The organism is Streptomyces sp. NPDC015032, assembly GCF_043080425.1.
Taxonomy (GTDB): domain Bacteria; phylum Actinomycetota; class Actinomycetes; order Streptomycetales; family Streptomycetaceae; genus Streptomyces.
Genome location: NZ_JBIBVN010000058.1, coordinates 15,785 through 30,110, shown reverse-complemented (window position 1 = coordinate 30,110; position 14,326 = coordinate 15,785). Strand labels below are relative to the sequence as shown.

Here is a 14,326-nt window from a genome sequence, read left to right as displayed (position 1 = left end):
TCAGCCACCACACCCCCAGCGGTCAGATTGGACGTCACCGCTCATCCAACCGCTCGGACACCCAACCCGGCGAACCTACGTGGTCAGAGCACTAGGGCCACGTAGACGGGCCGGTTCGCCACGGCGCCGTCGCGGATCTTCACGTGGATCGCGTCGATGAAGATCACTGGACAGACGGCGTCGAGTGGCCGGTTCTGCCATTCGGCCATGCCTTCGAGGACCTTGTCGGTGATCGTGGAGATCGTCTGGCGGGATACGTCGGCGCCATAGACCTCCGCGAGGCGGGCCTGGACCTCTCCGGTGGTCAGGCCCTTCGCAGTGAGCGAGATGACCATCTCGTCCACGCCGGTCAGGCGCTTCTGTCGCTTCTTGACGACCCTCGGCTCGAAGCTGCCCTCCCGGTCGCGTGGAACGGCTATTTCGACCGGGCCGACGTCGGTGAGCACAGTCTTGGCACGGGTGCCGTTGCGTGAGCTGCCGCCGTTCTTCCCCGCCGGGTCGTGCTTGTCATAGCCGAGATGGTCGGTGATCTCGCCCTCGAGAGCGGACTCCAGGAGCCGCTTGGTCAGCTGCTGGAGCAGCCCTCCCTCGCCGGTCAGCTGGAGGCCCTCGGCCTGAGCCCGACCCGCCAGCTCGTCAATCAGCCGGTCGTCCACAGACTTTACCGGCGCCGCCCCAGACGGCTCGACGGGCTCGGAATCGGTCACGTTGTTGCTGGTCATCGATGCATCTTCCATGATCGGGAGTTACACCGAACGTTTTACAGTCCCCTTGCGTTCACTCACCCCGCCACCCCAGCAGACCACCAACTGTGGACCAGCGTTCATCCAGCCTGGCCTCGCCATCCGTACGTCAGGTTCGGTAGAGAGACTGCCTCTGGGAAGGTCAGACTCCGGCGTGGACGTACGCGGCCCACACCGAGGGAAGTTCCGGATAGCGGTCGTGGATGGTTTGGATGGTCTGGTGCAGGGTCACCGCAGCACGGTCGGGGTCCGGCTTTCGACGGGGGTCGGAGCGAAGGTGCGAGTAGAAGACGTCCGCGATCTCTGCGGCGAGCATGTCGTTGATTGGCCACAGGGTGCCGACCACTTGTCGGAAGCCAGCAAGCTGAAAGGCAGTGGTCAGATGGATGGTCTCGTCCCTGAGGCGGACGTCCTGGCTTGGAGCCGCTGTCGCGCATGCAGACAGGAACGCGAGGCGCGCGCCGGTGAGGTCCGCTTGAAGCAGGGTTTCCACGGAGAGAGGCGCCTCCTCGTGGTCATCCAGCAGCATCATGCTGCTGCGGACCCCCCCGGAAATTGCGTAGCGTCAGCCGCCGTACCTTCACCTGACACGTCTCCTCACGGCCTCAAACGAAGTTTTCTACGGCCGCGTCGAGCACTGCGGTCCCCGCCGCCGCCGGCCCTGCCCCTGCCGACGAAGTCATGAATCTAGCGACCGATGCCCCACAAGCCACTCCTGTGTACTGGTGGGCCGAAACCGTGAGCCGGATGTCAGACCCCTGGTGCAGGATGGGGGTGTTGCCTCCCGCGCCGCCACGAGGGAGGCCGCCGGGGGGCTTAGCGTCAAGGGGGGCGTTCGTGTTCCAGCGTCATCTACACCGTCACGGTGACGTCAATCTCGTCATGTCCGCGCTCGGCAACGACCCGCAGAGCTTGCCAGTCCTGATCGCACTCGGGGCGGCCCTGCGCCAAGACCTGGCCTCCGCGCTGCGAGAGGTCATCGCCACCGCGGCCTGGCGGGATGACTTCCACGCGCGCCGGGGCCCACGGCCTGGCGTGAACACCCCCGCTTCGATGTCTTTCTGGACCACGGACTCGAGACGCGCCGCAACCAAGGCCCCAAGTACGAGCATCTGAACGCCGCCCTGCTGACGTTCCCGGAGACTCGTGCCGCTCTCTACCGGGTGCGAGCGGCGAACTGCCCCCAGCACTGTCGCGCGGATTACGGCGCACTCGCGGGGGACCAGCATGTCGACGACTACCGGGAGGCGCTCTTCGGCTGGTACGCAGCCATTCAGCACGCGCACGCCTGCGTCGTGCGGGCAGCGAAGTGGTTTAAGGACACGGATGCGCAAGACCCCCGCCGCCCGGATTCCTTCACCGACTGGCTCACCGAGGCCGGGCGACGGCCGGGTTTGCGCACGATTCCACTCACGCCCGACGCCCGCCAGGAGGGGCTGAGGGGACTTCTGCTGATGACGCACGCCTGGAGCCCGCATACCTTCGAGGCCATCGACGTCGCTTTCCAGAAGGCCGAGGGAGAACGCGCCTTCCATACGTGGGGCGCCGGTTTCGAGCCCGCCGGCAGACGGGAAGCCGAGGCTGCAGCCGAGGCACTCGCCCAGGTACTCACCCCAGAGGAACGTGAGCACGCCCGCAGCCTCGTCGCCTCGATCGAATCCAGCGACGACGCGGGGAGTTTCGACAGAGACCTGGCCGAAGACAGCACGTTGCCCTGCAGCAGTGACCGGCACCGCACCCACAACGACGGCAGCCGAGAGGCCTGCGCCAGGGCCAGGGGCCGCGTCTACGAGGAGGCCAGGCAGCCCTGGAGCGCAGACGTTGACCGCCACGCCTCCGCCGCCGCCCTGGCCCGCCTCCTGCTCGGATCCCGCGCCGACCGCGTCGAGGCCGCCCTGAACAAGGCCCGCTCAGGCATCGCCCGCACCCTTGTCGAGACGGCACCGCAACTCTGGCACGACAATGCAAAGACCCTGCGCACTGCCCGCGAGAGTGCAGGCCTCGACCCCTACGAGGCAGCCTCGCTGCTGGGGATCAAGCCCGCCACCCTCGAACGCTTCGAGCACAGCACCGGCAAACTGCCCGGGCGCCCCGTCGCACTCAGCCACCTCCAGCTTGTCGCGCTGACCTGCGCCCAGACACACACTCCCGTGCCCACCTGCATCCCCGAGGCCATCTCCCAGCCGGCAACCTCGCTGCCCACCACCGTGTAGAGCACCACCACCGCCGGCGCCTGCCGGTGCCAGCCGTCCCGTCGTGCGAGGAGCACTTCGTGTTCGAAGAAACCCGTCAGCGTCTCTGCGGACGTCCCACCAAGTCCGGAAACCCGTGCCGAGCCCATTTCTCCGGCCCCGGCTTCGCCTGCAAACTGCACACCACCGACCACGAAAAGGCCCTCCTGAACACCTATCAGCAGGGCCAGAGAAACGGCCGCGGGCAGGCAAAACGGTGGGAACAGCAAGCGTCGGCCGCACGCATCGGACAGCTCGAGCGCCAGGTACGCGCCCTGAAGGACGAACTCGACTCCCGGACACGCCGGTTCGAGGTGGACGGTCACCAGGCCGTCACCGTCGGCGGTTACGGATACCAGTGGAAGGGACCGGGCCGGCTCGAGGTCGGCGACCGGGTCCTGCTGCCCGAGAACCACGTCAGCGCACTACCGCACGGGCCGGGCCCCTTCCCCGGCACCGTCACCGAACTGGGCACGACCTACCCCGATGCCCTGAGCACGATCGTCTCCCGGGCACCCGCCACCTCCGCGCCCGCCCCACGTCAGCCACGCTGAACGCCGCAGCCCCTCCACGGCCTGCACACGACGGCGGGGCCCGCCCCGCAACCATCCGAACCACCCCGAACCGCCCAGCGGAGGTTTCCCGTGAAGCGCGCACGCGCCACCTCGCTCCTCAACGACATGCTTAACCGGCTGGAAGAGGGAGGCTGGCCGCTGGACCTCGTCGACGAGGTCCTGATCTTCGGGTCGTACGCGCGCGGCGCATTGGAGCCCGCAGACGTCGACGTGATCGTCGAGCACCGCACGGACGAGCGCCTCACCTCCGAGTTCGTCCACGCCCTCTCCTACGGCCAGGACCCCTCCCGGTCCATGAAACGCGCACTGAAAGGAACCAGCCGCGGCCTGCAGATCCACTTCCGCGAACGCAAGACCCTCGAAGCCGAAGGCTTCGAACTCACCTTGCTGTGGACGCGAGGCGAACCCGTCAGCGCTGCCCGCGACCGGCTCGCCGCCATCACCCCGGACCCCGCCGCGGGCCGCGCCCCCCGCGACCACATGATCGAAGCATTCAACGGCATCGACCGCTGGGTCCCGCGCCCTGTCCGGATCGACCTCACCGGCCTCGTCGAGACCAAGGCCGCCACCATCCAGCAACTACAGCTGTCCGACGCCCAGCCCAAGCACCCGGCCGCCCTCGACGTCCTCACCCGCTGGAGCGACACCAGCCCGCTGCGCCGCGCCGCAGCAGCCGTCCTCCACCACCTCGAATCCCTCGACCGGCCCCTGGACTCCGTCTACCTGCACGGCGAGCCCGTCACCGGCAGCCGCTACGACGGCACCACATGGCAGACCGGAGTCGGCTTCGGCTGGCGCCACTATCGCAGCATCGCCGGCCACCTGCACGAGGGCACCGACTGGTTCGAAGTCGTCCGCCCGACACGCACCCAGCCCCTGCACACCCTCCACATCACCGTCCAGGACCGCTCCGCCCTCCCGCACTGGTGAGACCTGGCCCCCTCGCACCGGACCGGGCCCCGCCGTGCAGCAGGAGGTGGCGCTGAGGGAGCACGCTGCGGGTGGACGTGCTGGCCTACGACATGCCCTGCCAGCAGTGCGCCTTGTCTTTGCGGTGGGTGTTCGCGTGTTCGCGCTGCTGCCCTCGCACTGCACGGGTCGAAGTCCTCGTTGCCCACCAGTTCGTCGACGGTCACCATGTCGTCCTGGCGGTCGACCCCGATGAAGGGCCGCCAGTGCGCGCAGCAGCAGTGGGCCCGGCCCTCGTAGCGGGTGGTGTAGACCTGCACCGACGCCAGCACACCCACCGGAAGGCTCACGCCGGGCCAGCCGCGGTCCGAGTCGGACGCAAAAGGCTCCAGGTCCAGCTGCTCCATCGCCAGCAGCCCGTGCCACACATCCGGCACGAAGGCCCTGAGCGGGGTGCCCCGGTCGTCGTATCCGTCGGCTTCAAGATCACGCGGGTCCGTCACCGAACGTGCCAGAGCCGGGACTTCAGCGCCTGTCCGGCATGGCGGCGCCTCGCGCACAGCCGCATCAGCACTCGCTCGCCCTCCACCGCGCTCAAGGTGCGGCCGAACACTTCCTGCTCCGGGTCGCTCACCGGCAAAGCTCACACGCGCTCGCTGCTCCCGGGTGCTTCCTCGGCCCCCTCCTGCAGGCGCGGGAACAGAACGTCGGGAAGGTCACCGGCGGCGGCGAGGACCACACCCTGCCACCCGGCCGCACACCGCTGCTCCAGAACACTCAGCGTGACCACCTCCATGCCGGTGCAGGAACCCAGGACTGCATACAACTGCTCCGTGCCCGCCCCCGCGGCGCGCAGCGCCCGCAGATGCTCCGGACGCAGCAGACGCCGGCCGTGGACCGGGGTGTCATCGAACAACCCGGGCCGCAGCCCTTCGTCCGCTCCCGGCGCCATCGGCCCGGCCTGAGCCTGGGGCGTCTTTTCCGCCGGGGCCTCATAGACAAGCACGGGGGGCTGCGACAGCAGACGGGCGGCCACCAGTTCCGGCACCCTTACCACGACAGCGAGCTGCGTGGACTCCTCCCAGCCCACCGAGACCGTGTACGAGGCGAGCACACCCCGCTCCCACTCACCCAGCCGGCCAAAGACCGCCGCACGGCTGCCGGACTGTGCCGGAGCACCCTCAGCAAGACGCGCGATAAGGAGGCGCTCTTCTCTCTGGCCGGCCGTGACCGACCGCGCCACAGCTCCCCAGCCCTTCAGCAACTCCCGGGCCCGCTCCAGCATCCGCTCGTACCCCTTGCGCCGGCTCATCCCGCTCGCCAGGTGGTGTACGAGGTAGCTCTGCCCACGCGGATGATCCCAGCTGCTCTCCACTGCGCCGCGCCACCGCCGCCACAAGGAGGTCAGCTCGCGCGTCGCGTGGGCCGGCACATCCAGCAGGGCGAAGGCAGGGCCGTCGGCGGGGAGGTCCGGTTGCGTCGTCGCCGACACCGCTGCCGCCAGGACGAGCGAGTCCGCAGCAACCAGCCTCCCAGCCCTGTCCCGCAGCACCTGAAGATGATCGGTCTTGCCCTGCACCGCTGGCCCGGCCCAGGGCCTCAGCCACGTGAACAGCTGCAGAACCTGGTGCACCTGGTGCAGGCTGGTGAACGCGTCGAGCGACTTGGCGAGGACGGTCTCGCGCACGTGCCGGGCAGCCTGCAGTTCCTCCCAACTCTCGTCCTCATCCTCATCCTCGGCGCCCGCGGACGCCCGTTCAGCCTCGCCGGCCGAAGAAGCCGCAAGGAGCACGGATGCCGCCTCGCTGACCTCCTCGTCGCCGCACGTGTCCTCGTCCGCACGGCAGTAGCGGTCCAGCTCGTACAGCAACCCCACACCGGTTACCGCACCGAGGAAGATGCCCAGGGCCGTCCCCGGGCGCGCCCAGGAGCCGTACGCCGCGCACTGGCCGCACAACCGGCCGATCGTCGCGGCACCCAGCCGCACCTCCCGCTCGGTGCCCCGGGCGGAACGCAGGTACGAGTACGAGGACTTGGAGTGCAGTTTCGCGTTGCTGCCTGGTGTCGACCACACGGTGACACAGGCCCCTTCGAACGGACCGAGCGGCACATCCGGCGTCAGCAGACCGTACGGCGTACAACCCGCTGGTGGTTGCTGTGAGCCTAACCGCGGCCGCTGACACCGACGCTCGACTGGCGGAAAGGGCCGCTGCGCTACACGACGCGCGCAGCGGCGGCCGGCCACGCAACCACAGGACAGGAAGCCGCGTGACGGCTGCCTCGCAGGCGACCGGGCAAGGATCCGGCGAGGGCTGCGCCGATGTCAACGGATCGGGCTCATGCCGCTGACGCTGCGTGCGACCGGCGCGAGGGACACTCGTCCTCCTTCTGTTCGGGCCGGGACGGCCCTTCTGCTGGGGTATGGGCAGGCCCTTCCCGATGCGCCGACGAGGAGATCCGCCGCCGGGTCCTGACGAATCATTCGGTGTCGTCTTCTTCGTCGAAGAGGCTTTCCTGCGTCGCGCGCGGAGGCAGCGGCTCCCCGAGCGGTGGTGTAGCGGGTGCCGGCCCGCGCAGTGCCTGGCTCAGGGCGGCCCGCAGCTCGGATAGGGAGCGCCGGGCGCCCAGCAGGTCCAGGAACTCCTGCATTGACCAGGTGACGAGCTGTCCCTGCCGGGACAGGTAGAAGCCCACCTTGTCAAGACGGTAGGCGTGCTTGTAGTCGAGCAGCAGGTAGCCAGCCAGTTGGTGCACCTCCTTCCTGGAGCCGAAGCGTTCCGGGCGGGTAGTTGCTTTGCAGTCGATCAGATGACCCTCGACGATGAAGTCGGCATCGGCGCCATCCACGTCGTTGCTGCCGCTGAAGACCGGAGCGCAGATGCGCTTGTCCACGGGGCGTCGTGTCACCCACCCCAGCGCGTGATCGGCTTCGGCAAGTTCCACCTGCCTTGCAATGTCATCGGGAACGTAGGAGGGGACCTGGCCGAGCAGGTCGTCCAGGACAGCACCCGCATCCAGCTGCAGGAGTGGATTGCCGGTCCTGAGGCCGGCCCGCTTGACTTCTTCGAAGTGCGAGGCGGCGAAGCACAGGCGGCTCAGGCGCTCTTCGTCATGACGTGAGTGCGTCATGGTCCCACCGTGCGCTGCCGGCTGACCTTTGAGCTCGGACAGCAGCGCCTGGCCGATGCCGTGGATAGCTCGCCCCATGGCGCGAGAGGCCGTATTCGCCACGTCGATGCCTGCGTAGAAAACTCCTTCCAGGAGAACTGAGTCGAGGGGAGAGCCGAAGGCGATACGCAGGCGGCGGTCGATGGCACGGCCCAGGCTGCGGTAGTCGGGTCGCCCAGCAGCTTGCGGTGTGACGGTGCGCGGCCGTAGGGGCAGCTGACTGTGCAGACTGCCGGTGATCCGGGAAGTTGCGGGCAACTCCCTGGCCATGAAACAGGAGAGGGGTGAGTTCGGGTCGTTGAGTTCACTGGTGAGGCTCATGCAGAGGATCGTCGAGCACGGCACTGACAATCACTGGTGACAGATTCGAAAGCGAATCAAACACAGAGAAATGCGTGCGAAGCAGTTGTATCCCCCTTACTGCAGCCCAGAGTGAACTTAGGGCACAGGCCAGGGGCTGAAGGGGTCGAACCTTCGGGTTGCGCAACGCGACGCCATCGCCGGGGAAGGCTGGCCTGCCCGAAAAGGGTCACTGCCTGCAACCGCGGTCACCAGCAGAACCTGAGGTTTCCCAAACTCTCAGGCATCACATACGACCATCGAACCGTCCTGAGTTGGCCGGGGGCCCTTCCCTGAGCATGGCCGTGCCGGCCAGCCGCACACCGGAGTGTGCCAAGGTGGCCGGGAAATAGGAGGTGGTGCCCGGTGAGCACCCTGCGAGTGAACGTGATGACATTCAAGGCACCCTGCCGGAAGTGTTCCGCACCCATGCAGTGGGTCTTCGGGCTGCTGCCCGCGCATCGGCCAAGCGCTGATGAGTTCACCACGACCGACTTCCCCGAAGCCGTCGACGTCGCACGCCGCATCCTGGCAGATCCGGCCGGTGGCACCGTGGACATGGCCGGGCGAATGCACGACCGGCCCACGTGGCAGCGTGGCCGCAGCTTCAACCCCAACACGTGCCACCACTGTGGGCACCACGCGGAATGGCACGACCTCGACGATGTCACCAACCACGCCTTTTACGGGAGCTGGTACATCGCAGCCGAAGGCCGTGTTTCTGTGGCGGAATGGCGCGCGATCCGCGGCCAGGGGCAGGGAGTCGCCTGGCCGGGCCCTCTGTAGTGCCCCAGCCCCCTCACGGCAGCGGTGGGAGGACGGGGTAAGCGGGCCGACAACGCGGGTCCGGGGCAGGCGTACGAGCCTGCCCTCGCGAGCGACTCAGGTATCGGCAGCCTGCGGCCCGGACGATGTCCAGGCGCAATCCCGTAGGCGCGCTCGCGATCACCGGCAGCCCAGTGCACCGGACCTGTGGGCGCTCCGAGAGATCAGGAATGCTGCTGTGGTCCTGCGCCGCCGAACAGGTCGGAGAGCGAGAAAGTTCCGGTACCGCCAGTGTTGGGTGGGCGTCTTCCTCCTCCTGCCTCCTTCGCCAGCTTTTCGATCAGGGCATCCCAGCACGATGTGCATCCGCACCGGTCGTCCTCGCGGTGTTCTGTGCCCGTGCGGCCCACCGCCGCCCGGACCTGCACGGCCAGCGCTTCGAATGCTGCCTCCCATCGAGCGGCCGACGCCCGGTGGCCGGCAATCTCTGCGCGGGCTGAGTCCGCTTCCTGTTCGGCCCGCCGCTTGGCCTGGATCATTGGCCAGTTGGGCCCGCTGCCGTACCCGTACGACATCCGCGCTCCTCTCATGGTGCCCTGCCCTTGATCAACGTTGCTCCCACTGCGCAGGACACGCTCTCTGGAAGGAGAAGCCTTCCCCTGCACGGTTGGCGCGCTCCTGCACCCTTGCTGGAGGACACGGCCCGCGACGGTGCTGGCTCACCTGAACGGTGGGTGGGGCCTGTCACCGGCACTGGTGATCCGCCTGCGCTGCGGCTGGTCACGAACACCACTGCGAACGGCTGGCGGGTGCCGAGAAGCAGCGAAGCCGCAGGGGCATGGGAATGCCGTAGCGCGCGATAGTGACACTGGCTGCCGGGCTCGGGGCCTCAGGGCCGGCCGGTGCCGAGAGCGCTTGTCGTGGTTCGGTGCACGTTCCCGGTCGGGCCACGGCAGCTGGGTCCAACCGGGAAAGTCGCTCAGGACTCCAGGGCGGGGGCGTGATCGAAGAACCGGTTGGCTTCGTTGATGTGGATCTCCCTTACGCCGGGATAGGGGCGGGGGGAGGGGGCCGTTGGTGGCTGCGACGATCTGGCAGGCGTATCCGTCGGTGGAGGGGTCGTTGGCGACGGAGATGATGGTGTCCATGAGGCGCAGGCTCGGCCTCGCGGCCCTCGCGCTCACGGACCGTCCCGCGCAGCCGTTCGTGGAACTCGGCGATCAGCCCGTGCTCGCGCCAGCGGCGGAAGAAGGCGTAGGCCCGGGCCCATGCGGGGAAGTCCGCGGGCATCGCCCGCCACGAGATCCCGCCCGCGACCAGGTAGCGGATCGCGTCCAACAACTGCCCGTGGCAGTAGCCCTCGGGCCGTCCACCCCGCCCCTGGAACCAGGCCGGCCCTGGCAGCAACGGCCGGACGGCCGCCCACTCCGCGTCCGTCATGTCCGACGGATACCGGCGCACCCGGTCCGGATGGTCGGCCGCGTTGCCGTACACGTGCGCGAGGCAATCGCACGACACGGCGGGCGAGTTGAGGTCAACATGCTCGGGCACGTACAACAAAGACAACAGAGCCTCCGGGAAGTACTCGGAATGGGATCGCACCCCCGAGCTACCTGGAGGCCCTGCTTTCACGCGCGGAAACCGCCGCAGTCACCCGATCGAGACTCCCGTTCGATCGACAGCCTTCGAGATCGGTACGGGCAACAACCACTTACGTGTCGGGATGTTCCGGCAGGGCGAGCCAGTCCGACCAGGAGATCTCGCGGCCGAGGAAGCGCGGCTGCTCGAACGGCCAGTCGGCGGCGATCCACTGCGGCACCAGCGCGTCGAGGGTCTGCTCGACCTTGCTGCCCACCAGCTCGTCCACCACCCACCAGGAGATCTCGCCGTCCGCGCCGGCCCTCTCCGGTGGGTCGATGTAGACACAGCCGAGCAGAGCTGTCTCCGCCGCGTCGAACAGCGCGTAGTTGAAGGACTGGTGTGCGGCGATCTCCTTCTCGTGCCGCAACAGGTCGGCCTGGTCGGCCTCGTAGGTCATGGTGGCCGCGGGCCAGCCCCAGGCCGGGCCGAAGATGGTCCACAGCCGCTCGCGCGAACCCATCACAGCCGGATAGTCGAGCGGGGTGTCCGCCTCCCGGATCGGCCGCAGGTGATGGCCACCGCCCGGCAGCGGTACCAGGACGGGGTGGACGAAGTCATCGGGAAGCCAGCTCATGGCGCCCGACCGTAGCAGCGCGCGGCCGTCCGCTCCCCTGGATTTTCCCCGTATACCGCCAGGCCCTGCTCTCATGCCGGGCAGGGCCCGCGATCACCCGATCGAGACTTTCGTTCGATCGACAGACTCCATGATCGGTATGGCAACGGCTTCTCAGCCCAGCACGAGAAGAACCTCCGGCCGCAGAACACCACCGACTCCTACGCCGCCGACTGGAGGCAGTGGGAAGAGGGGGTTGAGGAACATCCGTGTCACATCGTGCGTCTGTACGCCCTGTGACCGCGCCCACAGCGGACTTCTGCGCGACTTCGTCATGGTCGGGTGGGCTACACCGCGGTCTCCACCGTCGAGTCGTCAACCCACCTCGCCAGCAAGCTGAACGCCGCCAATTGCTCCAGGGCCTCGTGCTCCTTGAGCTCGTCGCCCAGCTCGTGCGCGATCGGGTTGCGGATCGCTACGTACACACCACGGGCGAACGCGGCCGCCCCTTCGTGCTGACTACGCCACAAGGACGACGGCTTCATCGTCGAGATCAGGTGAGTCCATGGGCCGGGAGCGCTCCGTTCCCGGCCCGTCTCTCATTCCCGCACTGGCCAGAACTGCGCGAAGTACTGCTCGACCCCCTCCGGCACACCGTGCTGAGACTGCTCGGCCACCGCGGCCCGCCCCGTACACCGGAGCCTGAGCTGCCAAATCCCTGGCCGCCCCAGGGATACAGACTCTCCGGCATCGCCCCCGGTAACGCCCCAGACGTCCAGCGTTCCTGACGGTGAAACGATCACCGCCTGTACATCCGCTTCCCAGCACCCTGCCGCCTCTGTCGGCGGCGGCTCGTCCCACACTTCCACCGTGAGATCCGCAGTGTGGGTGTGACCGGCACTCCTTACGTCCAGTCGACCCTCACGGGCCGTCAGAAAGCTGCCCTCAGCGTCCCAGCCCCTCTGGAAACTGCACAGGAACGGCAGCCCTGTTTTCGACAGGGTCGGAGGAGACCGCTCGGGCAACGAGTGCGGGGACCAGGTTGCTCTGTTCGTGAAGGCGGCCGACACCTTCACAGGTTCATGATCGGCAACGAGAACGGGAGCCACTCCCATCGGGTGACTTCTTATTCAGGCATGTGTGGGGCTGTGAGTGTCTGCGATGGGGCGGCTGCGGGTGGCGATAGCGTGTGTGCCACCGGGCCCTGCCGGATCTCGTCCCTGACAGGCGTGAGACGGCAGGGCCCAGCTCCATCAGTTGGCGAGTGATTCCGCGTAGGCGGCGAAGGCGTACATCTCGTCGACACTGCCTGGCCGCGGGGCATCATTCGGGTCCAAGCCGCGGGTTCGGTCCTCGATTACCTGGTTGAGTAGCGGGTGCCACCTCGGATCGAGGTGGTCGCGTGCCCACTCCAGGGCCCCGAGCTTGGAGGCCACCTCGCCGGTGTACAGGGTGAACAGTGCCCGGCAGTAGGTCGTCACGGCATATCGCTGGGTCCAGGCCATGTCGAAGCGGGCCCAGGTCTTCAGGTCGTCCATGAGGCCGGGGAGCATCGTGCGCATCGCTTCGCGCATGGGCTGCGGTGGCACCTCGTCGACGAGGTCCGTGATCGGGGGGCCAGCGACCGTGACGCCGTGGTTCCGGAGAATCCAGCGGGTGTTCAGGCTGTTGCAGTGGGTGTCCCAGACCAGCTCGCGGTGGCCGTGGTTGCAGAACAGCCAGGGCACTGCGAGACCGGAAGCGTCCCGCAGGGATGTGGTGTCCGCGTAGGAGCCTTCCAGGTGCTTCGTCCAGTGGCCAGGACGGGTGGGGATCTCGTCGTGCAGCTGGCGGAGTTCCGCCTCCGCCGCGCCGCTGGGCAGGACGGTGGTGACGACGATGAAGTCGCAGTCGCTGTGCAGGTCCCCGGCGCCCAGCGCGAAAGAGCCTTGCAGGTAGGCGCCGACGAAGGTGTCGCCGAGGATGCTGCGGGCCGTGCCGATGAGGTCGGCCAGGAGCGCATCGAGCTCCTGGTAGGGGGTGAACATGGGGGATCTCCGTGCCCGTAGGAATGGTGAGAGGTTTCACGGGCGCGACGGGGATGATGTGGGACCGCCGCGTTCAGGCGCGGCGGGCCCGCGTGGCGGCGAAGCAGTACGAGATCACGGCTGGCACCGTAGCCCGATGCCAGCTGCTGATCAAACGAAATCCGGCTCAGGGGGTGTCTTGGCTGCCGCGTTCGGCTTCGGTGGCCTGAAAGCGGTAGGAGTCGGTGCCGGTCTGGATCAGCGTGCAGCGGAAGGTGATCCGGTCGGCGATGGCCGCGCAGAGCCTGGGTTCGTTGAAGATCGTGTCCCACTCGTTGAACGGGGAGTTCGTGGCGACCGCGGTCGCCTTGCGTTCTTCCCGCTCGGTGAAGATCTGGAACAGCAGCTTCGCGCCCTTCTTGTCCAAGTTGAGGTAGCCGAACTCGTCCAGACAGAGAAGGTCAACTTTGCTGTAGCGGGCGATCACGGAGGACAGACGCTTTGCGGTGGCGGCCTCGACGAGCTCGTTCACCAGGGCCGCGGCGGTGGTGTAGCGGACCGACAGCCCGGCCTCGGCGATCGCAGTACCGATCCCGATCAGCAGGTGACTCTTGCCCGTCCCGCTGTCGCCCATCAGGACCAGGGGACGGCCCTCCTGGACCCACGCCGGGTTCTTCAGCTCGCCGATGATCTCGGGTGAGACGTGAGGGTTCTTCTCGAACCGGAAGTCCTGCGGATATCTGGGGTAGTGGCGAAGCTTTCCTGCAAAACTGCTGTTCGGGACGCTGCAGACGCGTCGGGAAGGCGGCTGACGGCGCCCTCCGCCCAGGTTGCTTGCTCTTGGACGTAATCCGCTGTCCTGTTGGAGTGGTGCTTCCATAGGATCGCGTCATGACTGCCGATGCCCCGCTCACCCGAGAGTCGTTCCGGCGCCTCCACCCGATCAGCACGCCCCGGCCGGTTTCTCAGTTGCCGGATCGTGTCTGGACCGACGAGGACTGGGACCGGATCCAGCGCGGATATCGAGCCCGGGACATGGATGAGAAGTGGAACGTCTTCGTTGAAGGCGATGTCCTTTTCATGCACCGGAGTTGGACCGGTCACGGCGTCTATGAGGTGTCCTTTGCCCCCGCGGCTGGTCGTGGGAGGAGGATCGCCTCTGCTGTGGTCGAGGCCGATAGGGGGCGCTATCGGAGCATGGGCGACGAGTACGACTGTCTGATGATGGAGCTGATCATCAGCGCGATCGTCCTTGGTGAGCCCGCCGCCGAACTCCGGGCTGGCCTTGTTGAGTTGACTGCCAGGGCTTCGGGAAAGAAGGATCTTCCCTCGGGTGTGGTGCAGCACAGTGCTCTGGGATTGCGCTCTGGATCGTGAGTTCTGCAGCCCGGAGAGC

Annotated in this window: 15 protein-coding genes and 1 pseudogene; 5 read left to right on the top strand and 11 right to left on the bottom strand. The window is 67.6% G+C overall.

Annotation, left to right across the window (positions count from 1 at the left end; genetic code table 11):
- Positions 1–92: 92 nt before the first annotated feature.
- Together ACF08M_RS38670 and ACF08M_RS38665 are read right to left on the bottom strand one after the other, a co-directional pair.
- A pseudogene (locus ACF08M_RS38670) lies at positions 93–722 on the bottom strand (transposase); the annotation flags it as partial.
- A gap of 163 nt (positions 723–885) precedes the next feature.
- Positions 886–1,275: a CHAT domain-containing protein gene (locus ACF08M_RS38665; protein WP_392189986.1), complete on the bottom strand. Its 390-nt coding sequence runs from the start codon at positions 1,273–1,275 to the stop codon at positions 886–888.
- 631 nt (positions 1,276–1,906) lie between these two features.
- Here ACF08M_RS38665 and ACF08M_RS38660 point away from each other — a divergent pair.
- The 3 genes from ACF08M_RS38660 (at position 1,907) to ACF08M_RS38650 (ending at position 4,479) form a co-directional block, all read left to right on the top strand.
- Positions 1,907–2,956, top strand: coding sequence for a helix-turn-helix domain-containing protein (locus tag ACF08M_RS38660; protein ID WP_392189985.1), 1,050 nt, complete (start codon positions 1,907–1,909; stop codon positions 2,954–2,956).
- 59 nt (positions 2,957–3,015) lie between these two features.
- Positions 3,016–3,528 carry a hypothetical protein gene (locus ACF08M_RS38655; RefSeq protein WP_392189984.1) on the top strand — a complete coding sequence of 171 codons (513 nt, stop codon included), beginning with the start codon at positions 3,016–3,018 and terminating at the stop codon, positions 3,526–3,528.
- A 90-nt stretch (positions 3,529–3,618) separates the two neighbouring features.
- Positions 3,619–4,479 carry a hypothetical protein gene (locus ACF08M_RS38650; RefSeq protein ID WP_392189983.1) on the top strand — a complete coding sequence of 287 codons (861 nt, stop codon included), beginning with the start codon at positions 3,619–3,621 and terminating at the stop codon, positions 4,477–4,479.
- Between the two features lie 478 nt (positions 4,480–4,957).
- On the opposite strand, the gene ACF08M_RS38645 is transcribed toward ACF08M_RS38650, so the two are convergent.
- The 3 genes from ACF08M_RS38645 to ACF08M_RS38635 form a co-directional block, all read right to left on the bottom strand.
- On the bottom strand, positions 4,958–5,092 hold the full coding sequence (locus ACF08M_RS38645; RefSeq protein ID WP_392189982.1) for a hypothetical protein: 135 nt from the start codon (positions 5,090–5,092) through the stop codon (positions 4,958–4,960).
- Between the two features lie 9 nt (positions 5,093–5,101).
- Positions 5,102–6,532 (bottom strand): hypothetical protein, encoded by a 1,431-nt coding sequence (locus ACF08M_RS38640; RefSeq protein WP_392189981.1) that lies wholly within the window; start codon positions 6,530–6,532, stop codon positions 5,102–5,104.
- Positions 6,533–6,936: 404 nt separating this feature from the next.
- Complete coding sequence (locus tag ACF08M_RS38635; RefSeq protein ID WP_392189980.1) at positions 6,937–7,947, bottom strand: hypothetical protein; 1,011 nt, start codon at positions 7,945–7,947, stop codon at positions 6,937–6,939.
- Positions 7,948–8,394: 447 nt separating this feature from the next.
- Between ACF08M_RS38635 and ACF08M_RS38630 the strand changes: the two genes are divergently transcribed.
- Entirely contained in the window at positions 8,395–8,751 is a 357-nt protein-coding gene (locus tag ACF08M_RS38630) for a hypothetical protein (RefSeq protein ID WP_392189979.1), read from the top strand.
- A gap of 203 nt (positions 8,752–8,954) precedes the next feature.
- Here the strand turns inward: ACF08M_RS38630 and ACF08M_RS38625 are convergent, their stop codons facing one another.
- The 6 genes from ACF08M_RS38625 to ACF08M_RS38600 form a co-directional block, all read right to left on the bottom strand.
- Positions 8,955–9,305 carry a hypothetical protein gene (locus ACF08M_RS38625; protein WP_392189978.1) on the bottom strand — a complete coding sequence of 117 codons (351 nt, stop codon included), beginning with the start codon at positions 9,303–9,305 and terminating at the stop codon, positions 8,955–8,957.
- A gap of 466 nt (positions 9,306–9,771) precedes the next feature.
- Positions 9,772–10,332: a transposase gene (locus ACF08M_RS38620; RefSeq protein ID WP_392189977.1), complete on the bottom strand. Its 561-nt coding sequence runs from the start codon at positions 10,330–10,332 to the stop codon at positions 9,772–9,774.
- Between the two features lie 109 nt (positions 10,333–10,441).
- Positions 10,442–10,945, bottom strand: coding sequence for an N-acetyltransferase (locus tag ACF08M_RS38615; protein ID WP_392189976.1), 504 nt, complete (start codon positions 10,943–10,945; stop codon positions 10,442–10,444).
- A gap of 326 nt (positions 10,946–11,271) precedes the next feature.
- Positions 11,272–11,469 (bottom strand): TIGR02391 family protein, encoded by a 198-nt coding sequence (locus ACF08M_RS38610; RefSeq protein WP_392189975.1) that lies wholly within the window; start codon positions 11,467–11,469, stop codon positions 11,272–11,274.
- 708 nt (positions 11,470–12,177) lie between these two features.
- A complete protein-coding gene (locus ACF08M_RS38605) occupies positions 12,178–12,951 on the bottom strand; it encodes an aminoglycoside adenylyltransferase domain-containing protein (protein ID WP_392189974.1) in 774 nt (257 codons plus the stop codon).
- Positions 12,952–13,117: 166 nt separating this feature from the next.
- On the bottom strand, positions 13,118–13,810 hold the full coding sequence (locus ACF08M_RS38600; RefSeq protein ID WP_392189973.1) for an ATP-binding protein: 693 nt from the start codon (positions 13,808–13,810) through the stop codon (positions 13,118–13,120).
- An 11-nt stretch (positions 13,811–13,821) separates the two neighbouring features.
- Between ACF08M_RS38600 and ACF08M_RS38595 the strand changes: the two genes are divergently transcribed.
- Entirely contained in the window at positions 13,822–14,307 is a 486-nt protein-coding gene (locus ACF08M_RS38595; protein ID WP_392189972.1) for a hypothetical protein, read from the top strand.
- The last annotated feature ends 19 nt before the right edge of the window (positions 14,308–14,326 follow it).